This window comes from Pectobacterium brasiliense (assembly GCF_013449685.1).
Classification (GTDB): Bacteria; Pseudomonadota; Gammaproteobacteria; order Enterobacterales; family Enterobacteriaceae; genus Pectobacterium; species Pectobacterium brasiliense_A.
This window is the reverse complement of the sequence record NZ_JACDSF010000013.1, coordinates 90,011-113,539: the sequence shown is the minus strand read 5'-3', so window position 1 is coordinate 113,539 and position 23,529 is coordinate 90,011. Positions and strand designations below refer to the sequence as shown.

The window sequence follows — 23,529 nt, the reverse complement described above, 5'->3', positions numbered from 1 at the left end:
TGACCTCAAATTTGCTCACGAAAATGGATATCACTCACGCTGCGTAAACGTTCAGCGGCCTGCTCTGCCGTCAGATCACGCTGTGTCTCAGCCAGCATTTCATAGCCGACCATAAATTTGCGCACGCTGGCGGAACGTAATAACGGGGGATAAAAATGGGCATGCAGTTGCCAGTGTGCGATGTCATCGCCCTTAAACGGCGCACCATGCCACCCCATCGAATAAGGAAAGGAACACTGGAACAGGTTGTCATAACGGCTGGTCAGCTTTTTCAGGATCAGTGCCAGATCGTCACGCTGAACGTCATTGAGCTGCGGTAACCGCTGCACCGCGAACTTGGGCAGAACCAGCGTTTCAAACGGCCACGCCGCCCAATAAGGGACAACCGCTAGCCAGTGCTCCGTTTCCACCACAATGCGCGATCCGTCAGCCTGCTCGCGGCGAACGTAGTCCAGCAATAGCGCCGAACCGTGGCGGGAGAAATAGTCACGTTGCTGCTCATCCTCACGCTGTACTTCGTTCGGCAGAAAATCGTTAGCCCAAACCTGCCCGTGCGGATGGGGATTGGAGCACCCCATCATCGTCCCTTTATTCTCAAAAACCTGAACCCACGGATACCGCTTGCCCAGTTCCTCAGTCTGATCGCTCCACGTATCGATCACTGCTTTCAGCGCTGGCAGCGAAAGCTGTGGCAGACTTTTACTGTGATCGGGAGAAAAACAGATGACACGACTGACGCCACGGGCTTGCTGCACGCGGAAAAGCTCGTCGTCGCCCGATGGTGCATCCGGCGTGTCCTCCATTAGAGCCGAAAAGTCATTCGTAAAAACAAAGGTGCCCTGATAGTGCGGGTTGATATCGCCAGTAATGCGTTTATTGCCCGCACACAAATAGCAGGTCGGATCGTAAGGCGGTGGCGTAGCGCGATCGGGTTCATCCTGCTGCCCTTGCCAGGGGCGTTTGGCACGATGCGGAGAAACCAGAATCCATTCGCCTTTCAGCGGGTTAAAACGGCGATGCGGATGTTCAGTTGGCTCAAACTGCATAAGCTATTCCTCAATACAAAACACAAACTCGGTACAACGGCGGCACCATCGGCAACCCATTGTATGGCGCTAACAGCCCGTCAGAGATCTCGGAGAGGCATCAGGTCAGTCTGTAAACTCAGCCAGAAAGATCCCTTAATGTAATCAGTTTCACTATATGGCATGGATGAAATGGCTGTAGTAATGCTGAATAACGATAGTCAGCTATCGTTTAACTACCATATAAGTGTAATCGGTTACCCTAAATTTAAACCTCGGCATGGGATTTTGGAAGAGAGAAATGACCGATGATTGTTGATAGCGATCACATAAGTACGGTCTGGATCAAAAAGGAAAGGGGGTCGGCTAGGTAACATCCCCCAAAAACCTGTACATTTATAAATATAAGTAATCGATTTTTTCTTTTAACTTGTGCGTTAGGTTACGGTCCGCCTCACCACGCATTTGACCGCTCAGGAATGCCAATGGCCACAATAAAGGATGTTGCTCGTCTATCAGGTGTATCAGTCGCTACGGTTTCGCGCGTGATTAATAACTCGCCCAAAGCCAGTACCGCCTCCAGGGAAGCCGTACACAAGGCCATGGCGGAACTGCAATATCATCCGAACGCCAATGCCAGAGCGCTCGCACACCAAAGTGCGGAGACCATGGGGCTGGTTGTCGCGGATGTGTCCGATCCCTTTTTCGGAACGATGGTGAAATCTGTCGAACAAATTGCCCAGGCAACCGGCAACTTTTTGCTTATTGGTAACGGCTATCACAATGCTGAGCAGGAAAAGAAAGCCATTGAACAGCTAATTCGCCACCGCTGTGCGGGGTTGATCGTGCATGCAAAAATGCTTTCAGATGAGGAACTGGCAGCGCTAATGAGCCACATTCCTGACATGGTGCTCATCAACCGCACGTTACCCGGTTATGAAAACCGCTGCGTTGCGCTCGACGATCGCTATGGCTCCTGGCTGGCAACACGCCATTTAATTCAGGAAGGGCATCAGCGGATCGGCTTTCTCTGTTCTAATCACCAAATTTCTGACTCCGCCGACCGCCTGCAAGGCTATGTGGATGCACTGCAAGAGCACGGCATCGCGCGGGATGAACGCCTCATTGCCCGCGCCTCACCGGACGAAGTGGGTGGTGAATCCGCCATGATGGAATTGCTGAGTCGGGGTGGCAACATGACGGCGGTGGTGTGTTACAACGATTCCATGGCCGCAGGTGCCCTTTCTGTCCTAAGCGATAACAGCATCAGCGTACCGCAGGACATGTCGGTGGTCGGGTTTGATGACGTATTGATTGCCCGCTATCTTCGTCCTCGCCTGACGACTGTGCACTATCCGGTTTCCGCCATGGCCATTCAGGCAGCAGAATTAGCCATCGCGTTATCCCACGGTAAACAGCTCAGTGAAACCACGAACATGTTTAGCCCGACGCTGGTACGCCGCCATTCTGTCAGTCCCCCAGCCCGTAAGAAATAACCGCCTTTTATCATTCAGCTTGCCCGATGCGTTGCTCTTTCGCATCAGGCAAGCACGACATCATTGCGTTTCTGCACTCACACATCCTGTTCTGTACTTCTCTTCCGCAGACACTCTTTCACTATTTTTCTGACATGTTTCCTACTCGGCATCGCATCACGCCTTTGATGTAACGTTTCCGATTCTGACATAAAAAATTTTTATGCTGCATTTTAGCCGCACAGACAAAACGTGTAACCAGTTACACACCTTCACGTAGCAAATAACACCACGATAGTACTGATAAATAATCAAAACGCTCTATGTAACATCGTTACATTAGTGTAAATATTGGTGTAACTCTTTTGTATTTTGTGAGAACAATCATGTCATACTTCATTTTATTCCCCCATAATCCTTCGCCATGAGTGGAAGCGCTTTACCTCCGTTCACGTCATGTTATTTGGAACATCCACATCCTTACCCGAATAAGCGAAAGGTATATTATGAAAAGAAAACTGCTGACAACATCCATTGCGCTGAGTTTAGCAATGCTAGCACCCCCTTCTTATTCTGTTGATTTTTCAGGATACTTCCGTTCTGGCGTGGGAGTTTCAACCGATGGAAAACAGCAAACTGCAAATAAAAATCTGGTAGGAAGACTAGGCAATGAGGATGACACCTACGGCGAAATCCAGTTAGGACAGCAGCTGTATAACGAAAATGGGAAAACGTTTTACTTCGATAGCATGATTTCTCTGCTATCGGACGGTTCGAACGATAATGAAACGACAAAAAATGACGATGCCGAGTTTGGTTTGCGCCAGTTGAACCTGCAGGCAAAAGGCTTTGTGCCAAACATGCCAGATGCTGTTGTTTGGGCCGGTAAGCGCTATTACCAGCGCCGAGATATCCACATTATCGACACGAAATATTATAATATTTCAGGTTCTGGGGCGGGTATTGAAAATATCAAAGCAGGTGAAGGCGCCTTCTCTTTTGCCTGGATCCGTGGTGATGGCGAAAGCATGGCAACAAATAAGTGGAACGAAATTGAAGTTGGTAGAGACCCTTGGAATAATAAAATCACAACGTGGAAAAACCAAGTTGAAGATCTGAATATTAACTATCTCGATGCACGCTATGCTGGTTGGAAACCTTGGAATGGCGCATGGACAGAATTCGGATTAACTTACGCTATGCCGAATCCAACGGATGCACAGAAAGAAATACTGTCCGCAGAAAACAAACTCTATGATGCTAAAAATGGTGTCATGGCAACAGCTGAGCTTAGCCATTATTTTTCAAACTGGAAAGCTAACCAAAAGTTAGTATTACAATATGCAGATAAAGGGCTTGCCCAAAATATGATATCTCAAGGAGGCGGGTGGTACGACGTCTGGCATTATAATACCGATGCAACAGGCTACCGTGCTATCCAAACAGGTGATATACCTCTAACCGAACAGATCCTTATCAGTCATGTATTGACTTATGGTAAAGCAGAGAAAATTTCTATTAATAACAAAGATAAAGATCTAATTTCGGCTGTCGCACGTGGTCAGTATTCTTGGACAAAAAATCAAAAAACCTATTTAGAAATAGGTACATTCCGCTCAACTGAAACAGAATTAGACGGTAATAAAAACAAATCAAGTGGTCAAAAATATACTATTGCACATGCATTTTCTGCAGATATTCCGATGCTGGCACGCCCTGAATTGCGTTTTTATGTTTCCTATCTGAATGATGGTGAAAATAAGTCATTCAACAGCAACAGAAAAGACAATACAATGAACTTCGGTATTCAGGCAGAAGCCTGGTGGTAATACCGCACTAACCCTCAGCTCGACGGGCTCATCATTCCCGTCGGGTATTTCCCAAAAGGCTTTCTGCGGAGAGCCTTTTTCTATTGCGAGTAACACACGCTATCAAATTTTCACTGCATCATGTGCGGTAGTACGAAAGTTTCGTGCGTGTTAACTACCGAGAAAATCTGTAATGTCATCACACGCCCGACAAGGCGCGCTCAATCGCCGCAGCGCCTTGACCACTGGCTTTTCAGCGCTAATTGCGTCGCTACGCGATACCTTCGGCGTTCGTATCCGCTATTCGGACCGCCTGCGACGCGTTCCTTACGCGGCGCAGACTTTCGCGGCGTCCATGCCGCTCATCCGGCGGCCACGCCCACCTCAGCGCAATTTTTTACGCCTGGAACACACAGAGCAGCGACATATTTCGCAATAGAGGATTTATAAATATCAGAATTAGCGCCCGCTAAGGGCGCTGTTTATGTTTAGTAGGAATTTGGGCTATTGAGATTCAGCGATGCCGTCGCTTAATTAGCCACTGATACGCAAGCCATCGGCGTTAAACACCAGACAGTTAGTGGGCGAGAAGAAAACCTCAATGTGTTCATACGGCTTGAAGGCGCTGTCGCCTGCCAGCAGCAGCTTGAAGTTATCAATGCCGCAGCATTGGCCGAACAGGTAGGTGCTGTTACCTAAGCGCTCAACGACCTCGCAGCCAAATGACAGACGAATCCCCTCACCTTCCGGCGACACGTGTTCCGGCCGCAGCCCCAGCGTGACCGTGCTGCCAACGCTCAGTTCACCGGTGCGGATCGGCAGCTCAAGCTGTAGCTGATCGGCAATATTCACCGTCAGGCTATCCGGCGTCCAATCGATGACCTGCGCAGGCAGGAAATTCATTTTTGGCGAGCCGATAAAGCCCGCAACAAACTGATTAACCGGGTGATAATAAAGTTCCATCGGCGATCCTACCTGCTCGACCTTGCCGTAATTCATAACCACGATTTTATCGGCCAGCGTCATGGCTTCGACCTGATCATGCGTCACGTAGATCATCGTCGTTTTCAATTCCTGATGCAGTTTGGCAATGTGCAACCGCATATCCACGCGCAGTTCCGCATCCAGATTAGACAGCGGTTCGTCAAACAGGAACACTTTCGGGTTACGCACGATGGCGCGCCCTATCGCCACACGCTGGCGCTGACCACCGGATAGCTCTTTTGGTTTGCGCTCCAGCAGGTGAGACAGTTGCAGCGTCTTCGCCACCATCTCGATCTGGTGCTTAATCTGGTCTTTCGGAACACCATTCACGCGCAGGCCGTAACCCATATTCTCAGCGACGGTCATGTGCGGATACAACGCATAAGACTGGAACACCATCGCCACACCACGGTGAGCAGGGGCAACATCATTCACCACTGCCTCATCAATCATGATTTCACCGCCTGTGACATCTTCCAGCCCGGCAATCATTCTCAGCAACGTCGACTTACCACAGCCAGACGGCCCAACAAAAACGGCGAACTCTCCATCGGCAATCGTCAGATTCACATCGTGAAGCGTAATCGTTTTGCCAAAATGCTTACTCACTCTATCCAACTGGATCGACGCCATAACGGTAACCTCTTGATAATTTTGCTTTTCAGGATATAAGCGCTGAGTCACAACGGCCCAGTGACCGTCTACTCAAAATGGCTCGGTAGCCCTTCCAGACGCATTAGCATCCGGCCAGGTTTACCTGCACGCTGGTCATAATTGCAATATAACAGCATGGTGTAACCGTTTGCACAAACAGGGGGTTACTTTTGTGCATGAGATCACAGCCTTTACATGTTTCGCTGGCAGACGTGGCGCACTCTGCTTAATGTAATCGCTATTGGTGTAACCGTTATCCTAATTTATGGAAAACGCGTAATAAAGCGTCAAGCACCATACAGCAACGATCGCCAAACAACGTGTACTGTTAGATGCTTCATTCCCTGCGGTGTACTGCCGTGTGATGTAACGTTACACCCATATCGCACAGAGACAGCAAAAACGGCGAAAGCGGAAAGTACGCGACGATTTCCTACCACGATGGGCCCACCAGGGCTTTGAGGACTAATGATGAAAATGAAAACACTGACCGCCGTCATTATGATTTCACTGGGTATCACCGGTGTACTCAGCAAATCAGCGCTGGCAGCCGACAAAGAACTTCTGGTATGGGAAGATATCAAGAAATCCGACGGCATCGCAGACGCGATCAAAGCCTTTGAAAAACAGAATAATGTCAAAGTCAATGTGCTGGAAACGCCCTACGCACAGCAGATTGAGAAACTCCGTCTGGATGGCCCTGCAGGAATCGGCCCGGATGTGATCGTGATGCCACACGATCAGGTCGGGACTGCCGTGGTTCAGGGATTGATTAGCGAACTGAAGCTGAATCAGACGTTCCTGTCGAGTTTCACCAAGCCAGCACTGGAAGCCCAGACCTATAACGGTAAGCTGTATGGCGTGCCGAAAGCCGTTGAAACCACCGTGCTGGTGTACAACAAAGATCTGATGCCACAGCCGCCGGAAAAATTCGACGACCTGTTCACCTTCTCCAAGCAGCAACGTGCAGAAGGCCGTTACGGCCTGCTGGCAAAATTTGACGAAATTTATTACGCCTATGGCGTCATCGCTGGGATGGGTGGCTACATTTTCGGGCAGAACAGCAACGGTTCACCGAACGTAAAAGACATCGGTCTGGATAAACAAGCCACCATCGATGCCGTCAACTACATCAAGAAATTCTATGCCGATGGCCTGTTCCCGCCGGGTATCGTCGGTGAAACTGGCGCGAACGCCATCGACTCCCTGTTTACCGAGAAAAAGGCCGCAGCCGTCATTACTGGCCCGTGGGCATTCCAGCCGTACAAAAATGCAGGCGTAAACTATGGCGTCGCCCCACTGCCACTGCTGCCAAACGGCGAGCATCCACGTTCGCTGCTGGGCGTGAAAGGCTACAGCATTTCCACCTACTCCAAAAACAAAGAGCTGGCGCAGAAATTCATTGAGTTCATCAATCAGCCTGAGTACGCCAAAGTCCGCTTCCAGTTAACCGGTGAGATCCCACCGATTGCGGCGCTGGTTAACGACCCGCTGATTAAAAACGACGAAAAATCCCGTGCTGTCGCGATCCAGTCTGGCTATGCCGTTCCTATGCCGAGCGTACCGGAAATGCAGGAAGTCTGGACGCCAGCAAACAGCGCGCTGCAACTGAGCGTGACGGGCAAGCAGGACACCAAAGCGGCGCTGGAATCTGCCGTGAAGATTATCAAAATGCAGATCGAAGCTAACCACAGTAACCAGTAATCCCCCACACCACCGTGGGTCAACATGGGCTCCCTTATTTCTCCCCAATCGATTTCGGGATGTGAGGGAACCCCATGTTTTTAAGAAAATGGAGGTAGATGTGACCGTCAACGTCAGCGGCCTTACGCCACAAGAAAGAGGATGTCGCCACGCCAGAACAGCTGTATTGCTGGCGCTCATCCCCGGACTCGGACAGATTTATAATCGCCAGTTCGTCAAAGGCGCGCTTTTCTTTATCGTCATGGCCTGCTTCATCGGCATATTCCATGATTTCCTGCGAAACGGCGCCTGGGGGCTCATCACGCTGGGCACCGAGCTGCCACGCGATCACTCTATTTTTCTGCTAGCAAAAGGCATTATCAGCGTGATCGTCGCCGCTTTTGGCGTCGGCGTTTACTCTTTCAGCCTGCGCGATGCTTACGTGTGCGGCGCCAGACGCGATAAAGGTCTGCCGTTGAACAGCGTAAAGAAGCAATATCAGATGCTGCTGAGCGAAGGCTTCCCTTATCTGATGATCACGCCCGGCTTCATCCTGCTGGTCTTTGTCGTGGTTTTCCCGATTATTTTCGGCTTTTCCATCGCCTTTACCAATTACAACCTCTATCACACGCCGCCCGCCAAACTGGTCGACTGGGTGGGGATGACGAACTTTATCAACATCTTCCGGCTCGATCTCTGGCGTTCGACGTTCTTTGACGTGCTGCAATGGACGGTGATTTGGACGCTGATTGCGACCACACTCCAGTGCGCCGTAGGTATTCTGCTGGCGATTTTGGTGAACCAGAAAGGACTACGCTTTAAGCCACTGATCCGCACCATCCTGATTCTGCCGTGGGCGGTGCCGGGTTTCGTCACTATTCTGGTTTTCGCAGGGATGTTTAACGAAACGTTTGGCGTGATTAATAACGGTATTCTGGCCGCATTAGGGATTGAACCTAAAGCGTGGATGACCGATCCGTTTTGGACCAAAACGGCGCTGATTCTGATGCAAACCTGGTTAGGCTTCCCGTTTGTGTTCGCCATGACGACGGGCGTATTGCAGGCGATTCCTGACGATTTGTACGAAGCCGCGACGATTGACGGAGCCAGCAGTTGGTACAAGCTCACCACCATCACGCTGCCGCTGGTGCTCTACTCCATTGCGCCCATCATCATCACGCAGTACACGTTCAACTTTAATAATTTCAACATCATCTATCTGTTCAACAACGGTGGACCCGCGGTGATCGGCTCCAACGCGGGCGGGACAGATATTCTGGTGTCCTGGATTTATAAGCTGACCATGTCTTCTTCCCAATATGCGATCGCAGCCAGCATCACCATTCTGCTGTCGATTTTTGTCGTGGGCGTCGCGCTGTGGCAGTTCCGCGCCACCAATTCCTTCAAACAAGACAACATGGCATAGGAAAGCGCGCAGATGAAAAAACACAGCGTTAAACGCCAGAATTTTATCAAACTCGGTCTGACCTACCTGTTGCTGACGATCGTGGCGGTCATCATTATTTATCCGTTGATCTGGACGGTAGGCGCGTCGCTGAACCCCGGTAGCAGCCTGCTCAACACCTCGATCATCCCAGATAACTTCTCCTTCATTCACTATGAGGAGCTGTTTAACGGCCAGATTAACTACGCCGCATGGTACTGGAACTCGATGAAAATCAGTTTCCTGACCATGATCCTGACGCTCATCAGCGTCAGTTTCACCGCATATTCCTTCTCTCGCTTCCGCTTTCGCGGCCGCCAGAACGGGCTGATGCTGTTTCTGCTGTTGCAGATGATTCCGCAGTTCTCTGCCCTGATCGCCATTTTCGTACTGGCGCAGATGCTGGGACTGGTGAACAGCCATATCGCGCTGGTGCTGGTTTACGTCGGTGGCATGATCCCGATGAACACCTATCTGATGAAAGGCTATCTGGACGCTATTCCGAAAGATCTGGATGAGTCCGCGCGTATGGACGGTGCGGGTAACTTCCGCATCTTTATCGAGATCATTATGCCGCTGTCCAAGCCGATCATCGCGGTGATCGCCCTGTTCTCGTTTACCGGTCCGCTGGGTGATTTCATTCTCTCCAGCACCATCCTGCGCACGCCGGATCAGTACACGCTGCCCATCGGGCTATACAACCTAGTCTCGCAGAAGATGGGCGCCAGCTACACCACCTACGCCGCGGGTGCCGTGCTGATCGCGGTACCAGTCGCCATTCTGTATCTTTCATTGCAAAAGTACTTTGTCTCCGGCCTGACCTCAGGCGGAACCAAAGGATAATTACTCCACATCGTACAAATTCCAGGAACGTAAAATGAAAATGAAAATGAAAAAACGCGTACTGATGGCCGCCATGCTCGCCACTGGCCTGCTGACCGTCTCCCTGCCGCAAACCCTGTATGCCGCAGAAAATGTGACGATCAACAAATTGACGAACGTCCCTGCCGACTTCATTAAAGGCGCGGACATTTCCATGCTGAACGAGGTGGAAAAGCACGGCGGAAAATTTTATGACGAGAACGGCAAGCAGAAAGACGCCATGCTGATCCTGAAAGAAAACGGCATTAACTATATCCGTCTGCGCATCTGGAACGATCCGAAAGATGCGGCGGGCAATGGTTACGGCGGCGGTAACAACGATCTGGCGACCACGCTGGCGCTGGCTAAACGCGCCAAAGCGAACGGCATGAAAGTGCTGCTGGATTTCCACTACAGCGATTTCTGGACCGACCCAGCCCACCAAAACAAGCCCAAAGCCTGGTCTAGCCTCAACGTAGCGCAGCTCACGACTGCGGTACATGACTATACCAAGGCCGCAATTAGCGAATTCCAGAAAGCGGGTGTCATGCCGGATATGGTGCAGATCGGTAACGAACTGAACAGCGGAATGCTGTGGCCGGAAGGAAAAAGCTGGGGTCAGGGCGGCGGCGAATTCGATCGCCTCGCGGCGCTGCTGAAAGCAGGTATCCAGGGCGTGAAGGACGTACAGGGCACGAATAACGTCAAAATCATGCTGCATCTGGCAGAAGGCACCAAAAACGACACCTTTATCTGGTGGTTCGATGAAATTGTCAAACGAAACGTCCCATTTGATGTGATTGGTGCCTCGTTCTACACCTATTGGAACGGCCCTATGAGCGCGTTGCAGTACAATATGAACGACGTCACCAAACGCTACAATAAAGACATCATCGTGGTTGAAGCTGCCTATGCCTACACGCTGGAAAACTGCGATAACGCGGAAAACAGCTTCCAGCAAAAAGAGCTGGATGCGGGCGGCTACCCAGCTTCCGTTCAGGGTCAGGCCAATTACCTGCACGATCTGATGCAAAGCGTCATCAACGTCCCTAATCAGCGTGGCAAAGGCGTCTTCTATTGGGAGCCAATCTGGCTGCCCACTCCCGGCGCAACCTGGGCTACGAAAGCGGGCATGAAATACAACAACGACGAATGGAAGGAAGGCAACGCGCGGGAAAATCAGGCGCTGTTCGATTGCAAAGGCAACGTACTGCCTTCCATCAAAGCGTTTAAGTAAGCCGAATTCAACACGTTGACAACCCGTTTAGGAGAGAACGATGTTCAAATTCCCCCCATTAAGCAGCAAGGTGCCTGTTCTGCTGCACGGCGCAGACTATAACCCTGACCAATGGCTGGACGATCCAGAGGTGCTGGAAAAAGACATTGAGATGATGAAGCAGACCCAGTGCAACGTCATGTCCGTGGGCATTTTTAGCTGGTCCGGGCTTGAGCCGGAAGAAGGTCGCTACGAATTTGGCTGGCTGGACAGCATCCTCGACACGCTGTATGCCAACGGTATCTTCGTTTTTCTGGCAACACCGAGCGGCGCGCGCCCGGCCTGGCTATCGCAGAAATACCCAGACGTGTTGCGCGTGGGCAGCAACCGTGTACGGGCACTGCACGGCGGTCGCCATAACCACTGCCTAAGCTCGCCGAACTATCGCGAGAAAGTGAAGCAAATCAACACCCAGTTGGCAAAACGTTACTCGACCCATCCTGCGGTGATCGGCTGGCATATTTCCAACGAATACAGCGGCGAGTGCCATTGCGATACCTGTCGCAGCACCTTCCAGAACTGGCTGAAAGCCCGCTACGGCACGATAGACGCGCTGAATAAAGCGTGGTGGAGCACCTTCTGGAGCCACACCTACACCGACTGGTCGCAGTTAGAACCCCCATCGCCTATCGGTGAAGTCTCTATTCACGGCCTGAATCTGGACTGGAAGCGCTTTAACACCTCACAAGTTAGCGATTTCTGTGCCGCCGAGATTGCGCCTCTCAAAGCCGAAAATCCGTCTCTGCCAACCACGACGAACTTCATGGAATACTTCTATGATTACGACTACTGGCAGTTGGCGAAGGTGATCGACTTTATTTCCTGGGACAGCTACCCACTGTGGCATAACGCGGAAGATGACTGCACGTTGGGTGCCTACACCGCGATGTATCACGACCTGATGCGCACGCTAAAAGGTGGAAAGCCCTTCTACCTGATGGAATCAACGCCGAGCCTGACCAACTGGCAGCCAATCAGTAAACTGAAAAAGCCCGGAATGCATATTCTGTCTTCACTTCAGGCTGTCGCACACGGGTCAGACTCCGTGCAGTATTTCCAGTGGCGTAAGAGCCGCGGTTCCGTTGAGAAATTCCACGGTGCTGTCGTCGATCATGTCGGACATATCAACACCCGTGTCGGGCGTGAAGTGCAGGAATTGGGTGACATCCTCAACAAACTCTCCCCTGTTGCGGGCAGTCGGGTTGACGCTAAAGTCGCCATCATTTTCGACTGGGAAAGCCGCTGGGCGATGGACAACGCACAAGGGCCGCGCAACGCGGGGCTGTTCTACGAAAAAACCGTCACTGAGCATTACCGTACGTTCTGGGAGCAAGGCGTGGCGGTGGACATCATTAACGCCGATGTCGATCTCAGCGCCTATCAGCTCGTCATCGCCCCGATGCTCTACATGGTGCGTGATGGCTTTGCCGAACGCGTCGATGCCTTCGTCAAACAGGGCGGCCGCTTCGTCACCACCTACTGGTCTGGCGTCGTCAACGAAACCGATCTCTGCCACCAAAATGGCTTCCCCGGCCCGCTGCGTCCGATCATGGGGATCTGGGCGGAAGAAATCGACGGGTTGTACGATCATGAAAGCAACAGCATCAGCGGTCTGGACGGTAACGAGCAACGTCTGGTCGGCCCATATCAGGTCACCCACCTGTGCGAGCTGATTCATCTCGAAGGCGCGCGGGCGCTGGCGACTTATGACAGCGATTTCTACGCTGGGCGTCCGGCCGTTACGGTCAATGATTACGGCAAGGGTCAGGCCTATTACATCGCATCGCGCAACGATCTCGCCTTCCAGCGTGATTTCTTCACTACGCTGATACAGACGCTGGATCTACCGCGTGCGCTGCCGACCGACCTGCCTTACGGCATTGTGGCTCATCGTCGTGATGACGGGGAAAGTGAGTTCATCTTCGTACAGAATTACACGGCAACACCGCAGCAGATCACGCTGCCTGCCGTCTACGAAGAAATGACCACGGGCAGCACGCTTTCAGGGGCGCTTGACCTGTCAGGCTACGGCTGCCGAATCCTACGCCGCGCATTGCAGTAAGGCTCATGCTTATTGATTAAGCCTGACGATACCGGGCGAGCACGGTGCAGAGTTTCTAACGGAACATCATCACCGTGTGTCGCCTAACAGTAATGTTACGTGAACGGCATTATCCTACGCACGCTGATAAACAAACGACGAGGTGACTACGATGGGCAAGATTCACAATTTTCGGAAATTGTTCGCATCAATGTTGGGTAAGCAAATTACCGAAATTGAAATCGCTTCACCGCTAGACAAAGAAAACTTGCAGCAGTTGGTAACCGCCTTTGGTGGCAAAGAAAATATCGTCAGTCTGGATGCCTGCATCACCCGCCTGCGGGTCGAAGTTCACAGCCTGCGGTTGGTCAACAGCGACAGTCTGCAAAAACTGGGGGCTATCGGCGTGATTATTGTCGGCCATCAGGTACAGGCCATCTTCGGCACCCAGTCGGATAACCTGCGCCGCGAACTGGCCGCCTGGTTTGAGGATGATGGTGCAGAAGCGCGGTAGCGGTTTTAGGCGCGGTCTCTATGCCACTATTGAGGCAGTTTCGTGCGCAATAATAATGTTGTGAATGTACGAATACCTTGCCGTTATCCGGCGTAAAAAATTATGCAGCGGTGGGCTTGACCGCCGAGTGAGCGACAGGACGTCGCGAAAACCAGTGCCGCGTCGGGAACGCGTCACTGGTGGCTCGATTAGCGGTCATGAACACCGATGGGACCGCATAGCGGCATAATTCCCGCCAAAAAGCCGGGGTTCATAGGGGGCTGGCGTAGCCCCCTATGTCGGGCGCGTGCTACGAGGTAGCATGAAAATGGCGGCATTATCGCGCACGAAACCATCTTCACATCCGCATAAAAATCACCATTTCGAAGGTATCAATTTCTTAGTAACGACTCGCACGATCCAGCAACTCGATATCTTCTGCCGACAGTACCAGACGTGTGGCATTCGCCAACGAATAGTAGGGCAGTGCCGCTTTCTGTGTGGAATCAAAATAATGAATGAACAGAAAGACGCAGATAACGAGACGTAGCATTTAGTTTAGATAAAATCCCAAGGTATAATTGTTTTTTTGCGTTCTTCCTCTCATTTTTAATGCACGCGTTACATAAAATGACGTGGAAAATTAGGCCTGCCTCATATTTGGAGCACACATGTCCCTGTCCCATATCGCGCAATTTATTCTGGCGCTGGTTGTTGTTGCGGCGCTGGCGCTACTCGTCTGCCGCGATCGTAAAAGCATTCGTATCCGTTTCATTATTCAGTTACTCGTCATCGAAATTCTGCTCGCGTACTTCTTCCTGTACTCAAACGTTGGGTTAGGTGTCGTCAAAGGGTTCGCTGCAGTTTTCGACAAATTACTCGGATTCGCAGGCCAAGGGACGGACTTCGTATTCGGTGACATGGTGAATAGTGAGAAGAACCTGATTTCCTTCTTCTTTAAAGTGCTCTGCCCTATCGTCTTCATTTCCGCGCTGATCGGTATCCTGCAACACATTAAAGTGCTGCCGATCATCATCCGCGCGATTGGTACAGTCCTGTCCAAAGTGAACGGCATGGGTAAACTGGAATCCTTTAACGCAGTCAGTTCCCTGATTCTCGGCCAGTCGGAAAACTTCATTGCCTACAAAGACATTCTGGGCAAGATGTCAGAAAAACGCATGTACACCATGTCAGCGACCGCTATGTCGACCGTTTCGATGTCTATCGTCGGTGCGTACATGTCGATGCTGGATGCCAAATTCGTGGTTGCCGCGCTGATTCTGAACATGTTCAGTACCTTCATCGTGCTGTCACTGATTAACCCCTACAAAGTCGGTGAAGAGCCGGAATTGCAGTTGGGTAATCTGCATGAAAATCAGAGCTTCTTTGAAATGCTGGGCGAATACATTCTGGCTGGTTTCAAAGTTGCCGTTATCGTTGCAGCGATGCTGATCGGCTTCATTGCACTGATTGCCGCGGTCAACGCCGTTTTCAGCGCCATTTTTGGCATCAGCTTCCAAGACGTCCTCGGCTACGTGTTCTATCCGTTCGCCTGGATCATGGGTATTCCGTCCCACGAAGCCCTTCAGGTTGGTAGCATCATGGCAACCAAACTGGTTTCCAACGAATTTGTGGCGATGTTGGAACTGCAAAAAGTGGCGGGCGAACTCTCTCCACGTAGCGTGGGCATCCTGTCTGTGTTCCTGGTGTCCTTCGCCAACTTCTCGTCTATCGGTATTATTGCCGGCGCGATTAAAGGCCTGAACGAACAACAGGGCAACGTGGTTTCCCGTTTCGGTCTGAAGCTGGTTTACGGTTCTACGCTGGTGAGCATCCTTTCCGCTGCTATCGCGGGTCTGGTGCTGTAATCCTTCATCACGTTATACAATTTTCATCACTATCCGGCGGCCTTGTGCTGCCGGATTTTTTTCCTACAAACCCTGACATATCTTCCATAATTCCTTCATTTTTGTCCGGCATCCCTTGTTTAAACTAGTAAAATAAGGCCATTGGTCTACTAACGTGCTGGGTATGACAGCCAACGCACATGCAGCGTGAAGTATGCGGTTACGCCGTGCTTCCCGCGCAACCTGGAGAGAGTAATCCATCACTATGAATGCCAAACGTATCCGAGGCCTGCTGGTACTTGCCGCCGTTATCGCTATTGCCGTGCTGATCTGGCGCCATTTTACCCAGACGTCGCCTGCCACCTCTGGTGCGGGTGAGCAGCACGCCGCCCGTACGTCACATTCGGCAAGCAACAGCAGCAATAGCGGTGGACGCCGTGCCGCCATGCGCACACTGGCCCCCGTGCAGGCGGCGCTGACACAATCTGCTTCCGTGCCCTATTATCTGTCTGGTTTAGGCACCGTGACGGCAGCCAATACCGTAACGCTACGCAGTCGGGTGAACGGTCAGTTGATGGCACTGCACTTTCAGGAAGGGCAACAGGTTAAGGCTGGCGACTTACTGGCAGAAATCGACCCCCGTCCTTTTCAGGTTGAGCTGACGCAGGCACAGGGGCAGTTGGCAAAAGATCAAGCCGCACTGGCTAACGCCCGACAGGATTTAGCGCGCTATCAGCAGTTGGTGAAAACCAACCTGATCTCCCGTCAGGAATTGGATGCGCAGACCGCCGCCGTTCGTCAGGCGGAGGGCACGCTAAAAGCCGATGAAGGTGCCGTGGCCAGCGCACAGCTCCAGTTGGATTACAGCAAAATCACTGCGCCGATCGGTGGTCGGATCGGCTTAAAGCAGGTCGATGTCGGGAATTACATCACCAGCGGCGACACCAATGGCATTGTCGTGATTACGCAGACCTACCCGATTGATGTTGTCTTTACCGTACCGGAAGCGGAAATCTCCACGATTCTGAGTGCGCAGAAGTCCGGTCAGCCGCCCGTGGTGGAAGCCTGGGATCGCGCCAATCAGAAGATACTTGCGCAGGGCATCCTGCTGAGCATGGACAACCAGATCGACGCCACCACGGGCACGATCAAACTCAAGGCGCGTTTTGACAATCTGGACGATACCCTGTTCCCGAACCAGTTCGTGAATATCCGCATGAAGGTCGACACGCTGAAAAACGCCGTCGTCGCACCGTCAGCCGCCGTACAAATGGGCAATGAAGGCCGCTTCGTCTGGATTCTGAATGATAAAAATGAAGTGAGTAAGCGTCAGGTTACCACCAGCATTCAGTACGGCCAGTTGGTGGTGGTGACTGCGGGGCTGGACGCCGATGTGAAGGTCGTGACTGACGGTATCGACCGCCTGACCGAAGGCGCGAAAGTGGAAGTCGTGCCCTCAGCGCTCACGGAGAAAACGCCTGCCATCGCCGGGGAGAAATCCTGATGCAGGATACCGTTCCAGCCAGCGGCGGTGGGCCGTCACGCCTGTTTATTCTGCGTCCGGTTGCCACGACGCTGCTGATGATCGCTATTTTGCTGGCCGGTATTATCGGCTATCGGGCGCTGCCCGTTTCCGCCCTGCCCGAAGTCGATTACCCGACGATACAGGTTATTACCTTGTATCCTGGTGCCAGCCCCGACGTGGTGACCTCGGCGATTACCGCGCCGCTGGAGCGGCAGTTCGGCCAGATGTCCGGACTAAAACAGATGTCGACGCAGAGCGCAGGCGGCGCGTCCGTTATCACGCTGCAATTCCAGCTTGAGCTATCGCTGGATGTCGCAGAACAGGATGTGCAGGCCGCCATCAATGCAGCCAGTAACCTGCTGCCTAACGATCTGCCCTACCCACCAACCTACAGCAAAGTGAATCCGGCGGATCCGCCGATTATGACGCTGGCCGTCACCTCCAGCGCCATGTCGATGACACAAGTGCAGGACATGGTAGACAACCGCATCGCGCAAAAAATCTCGCAGGTGGCAGGCGTCGGGCTAGTGTCGTTAGCCGGTGGGCAACGTCCGGCGGTACGGGTAAGGCTGAACGCGCCAGCGCTGGCAGCATACGGTTTGACCAGCGAGACGATCCGCACCGCGATTACCGCCGCCAACGTGAATTCCGCCAAGGGGAGTCTGGACGGCCCGACGCGATCGGTCACGCTCTCCGCCAACGATCAGATGAAATCCGTTGATGATTACCGCAAGCTGATTGTTGCATGGAAGAATGGCGCGCCGGTGCGGCTTCAGGATGTCGCAACGATTGAGCAGGCTGCCGAGAACATTCATCTCGGTGCCTGGGCAAATCGGCAGCAGGCGATCATTATCAACGTTCAGCGCCAGCCGGGTGCCAACGTCATCACAACCACGGACAGCATTAGTAAGATGCTGCCCGCGTTGAAAGCCAGCCTGCCTAACTCCGTCGAGGTCACCACGCTGACCGACCGCACCACCAGTATTCGTGCCTCGGTGAAAGACGTCCAGTTCGAGCTGCTGTTAGCTATCGCGCTGGTCGTGATGGTGATTTACCTGTTCTTGCGTAACGCCGTCGCCACGCTGATCCCCAGCATCGCCGTGCCACTGTCGCTGATTGGCACCTTTGCCGCGATGTATTTTCTCGGCTTCTCCATCAATAACCTGACGCTCATGGCGCTGACCATCGCCACTGGTTTCGTGGTGGATGATGCCATCGTGGTGATTGAAAACATCGCCCGCTATATCGAAAAAGGGGAAAAACCGCTTCACGCGGCGCTGAAAGGCGCGGGGGAAATCGGCTTCACCATTATCTCTCTGACCTTCTCGCTCATCGCCGTGCTGATCCCGCTGCTGTTTATGGGCGATATCGTTGGACGCCTGTTCCGCGAATTTGCCGTCACGCTGGCGGTGTCTATCCTGATTTCCGCCGTCGTGTCGCTCACCCTCACGCCGATGATGTGCGCGCGAATGCTGAGCCATCAGTCGCTGCGTAAACAGAACCGTTTTACTCGTGCCAGCGAACGTTTCTTCACTCGCCTGATTGATGCCTACGGCGTTTGGCTGCGCAAGGTGCTGAACCATCCGTGGCTGACGCTTAGCGTTGCGCTCGGTACGCTGCTGCTGACGGTTCTGCTCTATATCTGGATCCCGAAAGGTTTCTTCCCGATACAGGATAACGGCATTATTCAGGGCACCGTGCAGGCGCCACAGACGGTCTCGTTCAGCAATATGGCCGACCGCCAGCAGCGCATTGCATCCATCATCATGAAAGATCCGGCGGTGGAGAGCGTGTCCTCGTTCATCGGCGTTGACGGCACGAATGCCGCGCTAAACAGCGGCCGACTGCAAATCAACCTGAAACCGCTCAGTGAGCGCAGCGAACGTATTCCAGAGATCATCAGCCGCCTGCAACAGCAAACGGCACAAATTCCCGGCATCCAGCTGTATCTGCAACCGGTGCAGGATCTCACCATCGACACCCAAATCAGCCGCACGCAGTACCAGTTTACCTTGCAGGCGATGTCACTGGACGAACTGAGCCAGTGGGTGCCCAAGCTGATGACCGAGCTGAAAAAGCTGCCGCAGTTAGAAGATGTCAGCAGCGACTGGCAAGACGGCGCAGCGGTCGCCTACGTCAACGTAAACCGCGACAGCGCCAGCCGTCTGGGCATCACGATGTCGCAGGTCGACAGCGCGTTGTACAACGCCTTTGGTCAGCGACTGGTTTCCACCATCTATACGCAGGCCAGCCAGTATCGCGTGGTGCTGGAGCACGATACGACCAACAATACCGGTCTGGACGCGCTGAACGACGTGCGCCTCATCAGCAGCGACGGCGGGACCATTCCGCTCAGCAGCATTGCCACCGTTGAAGAGCGTCAGGGGCCGTTGGCAATCAACCATATCGACCAGTTCCCGTCGACGACAATCTCCTTCAACGTCGCTAAAGGCTATGCGCTGGGCGAAGCGGTTGATGCCATCACGCAGGCCGAGCAGCAGATGAACCTGCCAGCGGATATCACCACTCGCTTTCAGGGCAGTACGCTGGCGTTCCAGTCAGCGCTGAGCAGCACCGTCTGGCTGATCGTGGCGGCGATTGTCGCGATGTACATTGTGCTTGGCGTGCTGTACGAAAGCTTTATTCATCCGATCACCATCTTGTCTACGCTGCCAACGGCGGGCGTCGGCGCACTGCTGGCGCTAATGATGGCGGGGAATGAACTGGATGTTATCGCCATTATCGGGATCATCTTGCTCATTGGGATCGTGAAGAAAAACGCCATCATGATGATCGACTTCGCGCTGGCGGCGGAGCGAGAACAGGGCATGGAACCGTATGACGCGATTTATCAGGCCTGCCTGCTGCGTTTCCGGCCGATTCTGATGACCACCATGGCGGCGCTGCTGAGTGCACTGCCGCTGATGCTGAGTACCGGCGTCGGCGCGGAACTGCGCCAGCCGCTGGGGATCTGTATGGTCGGCGGCCTGATCATGAGCCAAATCCTGACGCTGTTTACCACACCGGTGATCTACCTGCTGTTTGATCGTCTGGCGACGCGTTTCCGCCGTTTAGCGCGTCAGGAGGAAGAAACCGAGTGAAGTTCTTCGCCCTGTTCATCCACCGCCCCGTCGCCACCCTGCTGCTGACGCTGGCTATCGCGCTCTGTGGCATATTAGGCTTCCGCTTGTTGCCGGTGTCTCCGCTGCCGCAGGTGGATTTCCCGGTGATCTCGGTCAGCGCCTCGCTGCTCGGTGCTTCGCCGGAAACCATGGCCTCTGCCGTCGCTACCCCGCTGGAACGCGCACTCGGCAGAATCGCAGGCGTTAACGAAATGACCTCCACCAGCTCGCTCGGCAGCACGCGCGTCATTCTGGTGTTTAACCTCGATCGCGATATCAACGGCGCAGCGCGTGATGTGCAGGCAGCCATTAACGCCGCACAGAATCTGCTGCCATCCGGTATGTCCAGCCGTCCGACCTACCGTAAAGTCAATCCGTCCGACGCCCCCGTCATGATTCTGACGCTGACTTCGGATACCTACAGTCAGGGGCAGCTGTACGACTTTGCGTCTACCCAGCTGTCGCAGAAAATTTCTCAGATGGAAGGCGTCGGCGATGTCTCCATCGGCGGGAGCTCGCTCCCCGCCGTGCGCGTCGCGCTGAATCCGGTGGCGCTGTTTAATCAGGGCATTTCGCTTGATGAGGTACGGCAGGCCATCGCGCAGGCAAACGTGCGTCAGCCGCTGGGGAATGTGGAAAACAGTCAGAAAAGCTGGCAGATACAAACCAACGATGAACTCAAAACCGCCGATGCCTATGCGCCGCTGATTATCCATTATAACAACGGCGCTGCCGTCCGCCTGAGTGACGTCGCCACGGTAGAAGATTCGGTGCAGAACGCCCGTAACGCAGGGATGGCGAACTCAAAACCGGCGATTCTGGTGATGATTCGCCGCGCGCCGGATGCCAACATTATTACCACGGTAGACAATATCCGAGCCGAGATGCCGGAACTGCGTGCCAGCCTGCCCGCCGAAATTCAGTTAGATGTCGCACAGGATCGTTCTCCCACGATTCGTGCATCGTTGGCGGAAGTGGAACAGTCGCTGATTATCGCCGTCGCACTGGTTATTCTGGTCGTCTTCCTGTTCCTGCGTTCGGGACGAGCAACGGCGATTCCGGCACTGGCTGTCCCCGTATCGCTGATCGGCACCTTCGCCGCCATGTATTTGTGTGGTTTCAGCCTGAACAACCTGTCGCTGATGGCACTCACCATCGCCACCGGCTTCGTAGTAGATGACGCTATCGTGGTACTGGAAAATATTTCCCGCCACATTGAGGCCGGCATGAAGCCGCTACAGGCGTCGCTTCAGGGTGTGAGAGAAGTCGGATTCACCGTCTTATCCATGAGTCTATCGCTGGTGGCGGTGTTCATCCCACTGCTGCTGATGGACGGCTTGCCGGGGCGGCTATTCCGTGAATTCGCCGTCACGCTGTCAGCGGCGATCATGATTTCGCTGCTGATCTCGCTCACGCTCACGCCGATGCTATGCGCCCGCCTGCTACGTGCCGTTCCCAAGCTTAGCCAGCCGCGCACCCGTGGCTTTAATCGTGTATTGCTCGCCATGCAGCAAGGCTACGGGCGCTCGCTGAAATGGGTGCTCAACCATGCGCGCTGGGTGTTGCTGCTCCTGCTGGGCACCATCGCGCTCAACGTCTGGCTGTACATCAGCATTCCCAAGACCTTCTTCCCAGAGCAGGATACGGGCCGATTGATGGGCTTCATTCAGGCCGACCAGAGCATTTCTTTTCAGGCCATGACGGTAAAACTCCAGAACTTCATGACCATTGTCAGCAGCGATCCTGCGGTGGATAACGTGAACGGGTTTACCGGCGGATCGCGCACCAACAGCGGCTCGATGTTTATCTCACTGAAGCCGCTGTCCGAACGTGATGTATCGGCGCAGCAGGTGATCAGTCGCCTGCGCGTCAAGCTGGCAAAAGAACCCGGTGCCAACCTGTTTTTAATGCCGGTGCAGGATATTCGTATCGGCGGGCGGGAATCGAGCGCGGGATACCAGTACACGCTGCTGTCTGACGATCTAAGCGAGCTGCGCATCTGGGAACCCAAGATTCGCACCGCTTTCAGCAAACTGCCTGAGCTGGCCGACGTGAACTCCGATCAGCAGGATAAAGGTGCGGAAATGGCGCTAACCTACGATCGCGATGCGATGGCGCAGCTCGGTATCAGCGTTTCTGCCGCTAACGCACTGCTCAATAACGCCTTCGGACAGCGCCAGATTTCGACCATTTACCAGCCGTTAAACCAATACAAGGTGGTGATGGAAGTGGACGACGCCTACACGCAGGACGTCAGTTCACTGAACAAGATGTTCGTGATCAATAACGAAGGTAAGCCTATCCCGCTCTCTTATTTCGCCAGTTGGAAGCCGATCAATGCACCGCTGTCAGTGAACCATCAGGGACTGTCTGCCGCCTCGACGATCTCTTTTAACCTGCCAGAGGGCACCGATCTTTCCAGCGCGACGGCAGCGATAGAAAGAACCATGACGTCGCTGGGCGTGCCGTCAGCGGTACGCGGCCAGTTCTCCGGTACGGCGCAGGCTTTCCAGCAGTCGCAGTCTTCCCAGCTGTTGCTGATTCTGGCGGCGATTATCACCGTGTATATCGTGCTCGGCGTGCTGTATGAAAGCTACGTACATCCGCTGACGATTCTGTCCACCCTGCCCTCGGCGGGCGTGGGGGCGCTGCTGGCGCTAGAGTGGTTTGGCGCGCCGTTTAGTCTGGTGGCGCTGATTGGCATCATGCTGCTGATCGGGATCGTGAAGAAGAACGCGATCATGATGGTGGATTTCGCGCTGGTGGCACAGCGCAGCGGTGGGTTGAGCGCGCAGGACGCCATTTTTCAGGCCTGCCTGCTGCGTTTCCGCCCGATTATGATGACCACGTTAGCCGCGCTGTTTGGCGCACTGCCGCTGGTGCTGACCAGCGGCGACGGTGCGGAGCTACGGCAACCGCTCGGTATCACGATTGTCGGCGGGCTGGTGATGAGCCAAATCCTCACGCTGTATACCACCCCGGTGGTGTATCTGTTTTTCGACAAGCTGAGGAATATTCGGCGCAAAGCACCGGAGAGGGATTTGTCACTGTCGTGACGGAACATGAGTACCAGTAAAATGCTAATTTAGGAGAAGTTTCGTGCGCTTAACGTTCGCTGTTTTTCTAGTAGCGCCCCGAACGCGCCCGACCAAGGGCGGCTCAATTGCCGTCGCCCTTGGAACCCTGGCTTGTGGCGCTAAATTGTACCGCTACGCGGTGCCTTCGCCGCAAGCAGTCTCTTTACGGGCCGCCAGTGACGCGCTCCAGGCGCGGCACTGTCTTTCGTGGCGT

16 protein-coding genes are annotated in these 23,529 nt (G+C 53.5%); 13 read left to right on the top strand and 3 right to left on the bottom strand.

Going from position 1 to position 23,529, the window contains the following annotated elements:
- Positions 1–5: 5 nt before the first annotated feature.
- Positions 6–1,046 (bottom strand): galactose-1-phosphate uridylyltransferase, encoded by a 1,041-nt coding sequence (gene galT, locus H0248_RS05835; protein ID WP_180785114.1) that lies wholly within the window; start codon positions 1,044–1,046, stop codon positions 6–8.
- Between the two features lie 464 nt (positions 1,047–1,510).
- On the opposite strand from galT, the gene galR reads away from it, so the two are divergent.
- The 3 genes from galR (at position 1,511) to H0248_RS05820 (ending at position 4,747) form a co-directional block, all read left to right on the top strand.
- Positions 1,511–2,521, top strand: coding sequence for an HTH-type transcriptional regulator GalR (gene galR / locus H0248_RS05830; protein ID WP_039274381.1), 1,011 nt, complete (start codon positions 1,511–1,513; stop codon positions 2,519–2,521).
- A gap of 485 nt (positions 2,522–3,006) precedes the next feature.
- The gene (locus H0248_RS05825) at positions 3,007–4,329 is read left to right on the top strand and encodes a maltoporin (protein WP_180785113.1); all 1,323 of its coding nucleotides are present in this window, start codon (positions 3,007–3,009) and stop codon (positions 4,327–4,329) included.
- 172 nt (positions 4,330–4,501) lie between these two features.
- The gene (locus H0248_RS05820; protein WP_180785112.1) at positions 4,502–4,747 is read left to right on the top strand and encodes a hypothetical protein; all 246 of its coding nucleotides are present in this window, start codon (positions 4,502–4,504) and stop codon (positions 4,745–4,747) included.
- Positions 4,748–4,842: 95 nt separating this feature from the next.
- On the opposite strand, the gene H0248_RS05815 is transcribed toward H0248_RS05820, so the two are convergent.
- Positions 4,843–5,925 (bottom strand): ABC transporter ATP-binding protein, encoded by a 1,083-nt coding sequence (locus H0248_RS05815; RefSeq protein ID WP_180785111.1) that lies wholly within the window; start codon positions 5,923–5,925, stop codon positions 4,843–4,845.
- A 492-nt stretch (positions 5,926–6,417) separates the two neighbouring features.
- Between H0248_RS05815 and H0248_RS05810 the strand changes: the two genes are divergently transcribed.
- The 6 genes from H0248_RS05810 to H0248_RS05785 all read left to right on the top strand — a co-directional run bounded on the left by H0248_RS05810 (position 6,418) and on the right by H0248_RS05785 (position 13,765).
- Entirely contained in the window at positions 6,418–7,650 is a 1,233-nt protein-coding gene (locus H0248_RS05810; protein WP_180785192.1) for an extracellular solute-binding protein, read from the top strand.
- A gap of 88 nt (positions 7,651–7,738) precedes the next feature.
- Positions 7,739–9,055, top strand: a complete 1,317-nt coding sequence (locus H0248_RS05805) for a carbohydrate ABC transporter permease (protein WP_180785110.1) — start codon at positions 7,739–7,741, stop codon at positions 9,053–9,055.
- A gap of 12 nt (positions 9,056–9,067) precedes the next feature.
- Entirely contained in the window at positions 9,068–9,916 is an 849-nt protein-coding gene (locus H0248_RS05800) for a sugar ABC transporter permease (protein WP_180785109.1), read from the top strand.
- Positions 9,917–9,956: 40 nt separating this feature from the next.
- Positions 9,957–11,171: a glycoside hydrolase family 53 protein gene (locus H0248_RS05795; protein ID WP_180785191.1), complete on the top strand. Its 1,215-nt coding sequence runs from the start codon at positions 9,957–9,959 to the stop codon at positions 11,169–11,171.
- Positions 11,172–11,211: 40 nt separating this feature from the next.
- Entirely contained in the window at positions 11,212–13,272 is a 2,061-nt protein-coding gene (locus H0248_RS05790; RefSeq protein WP_180785108.1) for a beta-galactosidase, read from the top strand.
- Between the two features lie 151 nt (positions 13,273–13,423).
- Entirely contained in the window at positions 13,424–13,765 is a 342-nt protein-coding gene (locus H0248_RS05785) for a glucose PTS transporter subunit EIIB (protein WP_010301002.1), read from the top strand.
- Positions 13,766–14,144: 379 nt separating this feature from the next.
- On the opposite strand, the gene H0248_RS05780 is transcribed toward H0248_RS05785, so the two are convergent.
- Positions 14,145–14,297: a hypothetical protein gene (locus tag H0248_RS05780; RefSeq protein ID WP_180785107.1), complete on the bottom strand. Its 153-nt coding sequence runs from the start codon at positions 14,295–14,297 to the stop codon at positions 14,145–14,147.
- A gap of 124 nt (positions 14,298–14,421) precedes the next feature.
- Between H0248_RS05780 and H0248_RS05775 the strand changes: the two genes are divergently transcribed.
- The 4 genes from H0248_RS05775 to mdtC all read left to right on the top strand — a co-directional run bounded on the left by H0248_RS05775 (position 14,422) and on the right by mdtC (position 23,294).
- Positions 14,422–15,612: a NupC/NupG family nucleoside CNT transporter gene (locus H0248_RS05775; protein WP_275898502.1), complete on the top strand. Its 1,191-nt coding sequence runs from the start codon at positions 14,422–14,424 to the stop codon at positions 15,610–15,612.
- Between the two features lie 244 nt (positions 15,613–15,856).
- Positions 15,857–17,095 carry an MdtA/MuxA family multidrug efflux RND transporter periplasmic adaptor subunit gene (locus tag H0248_RS05770; RefSeq protein WP_180785105.1) on the top strand — a complete coding sequence of 413 codons (1,239 nt, stop codon included), beginning with the start codon at positions 15,857–15,859 and terminating at the stop codon, positions 17,093–17,095.
- On the top strand, positions 17,095–20,217 hold the full coding sequence (locus tag H0248_RS05765) for an MdtB/MuxB family multidrug efflux RND transporter permease subunit (RefSeq protein WP_180785104.1): 3,123 nt from the start codon (positions 17,095–17,097) through the stop codon (positions 20,215–20,217). The genes H0248_RS05770 and H0248_RS05765 overlap by 1 nt, the downstream gene beginning before the upstream one ends.
- A complete protein-coding gene (gene mdtC, locus H0248_RS05760) occupies positions 20,214–23,294 on the top strand; it encodes a multidrug efflux RND transporter permease subunit MdtC (RefSeq protein WP_180785103.1) in 3,081 nt (1,026 codons plus the stop codon). Before H0248_RS05765 ends, mdtC begins: the two co-directional genes overlap by 4 nt.
- Positions 23,295–23,529 lie beyond the last annotated feature (235 nt).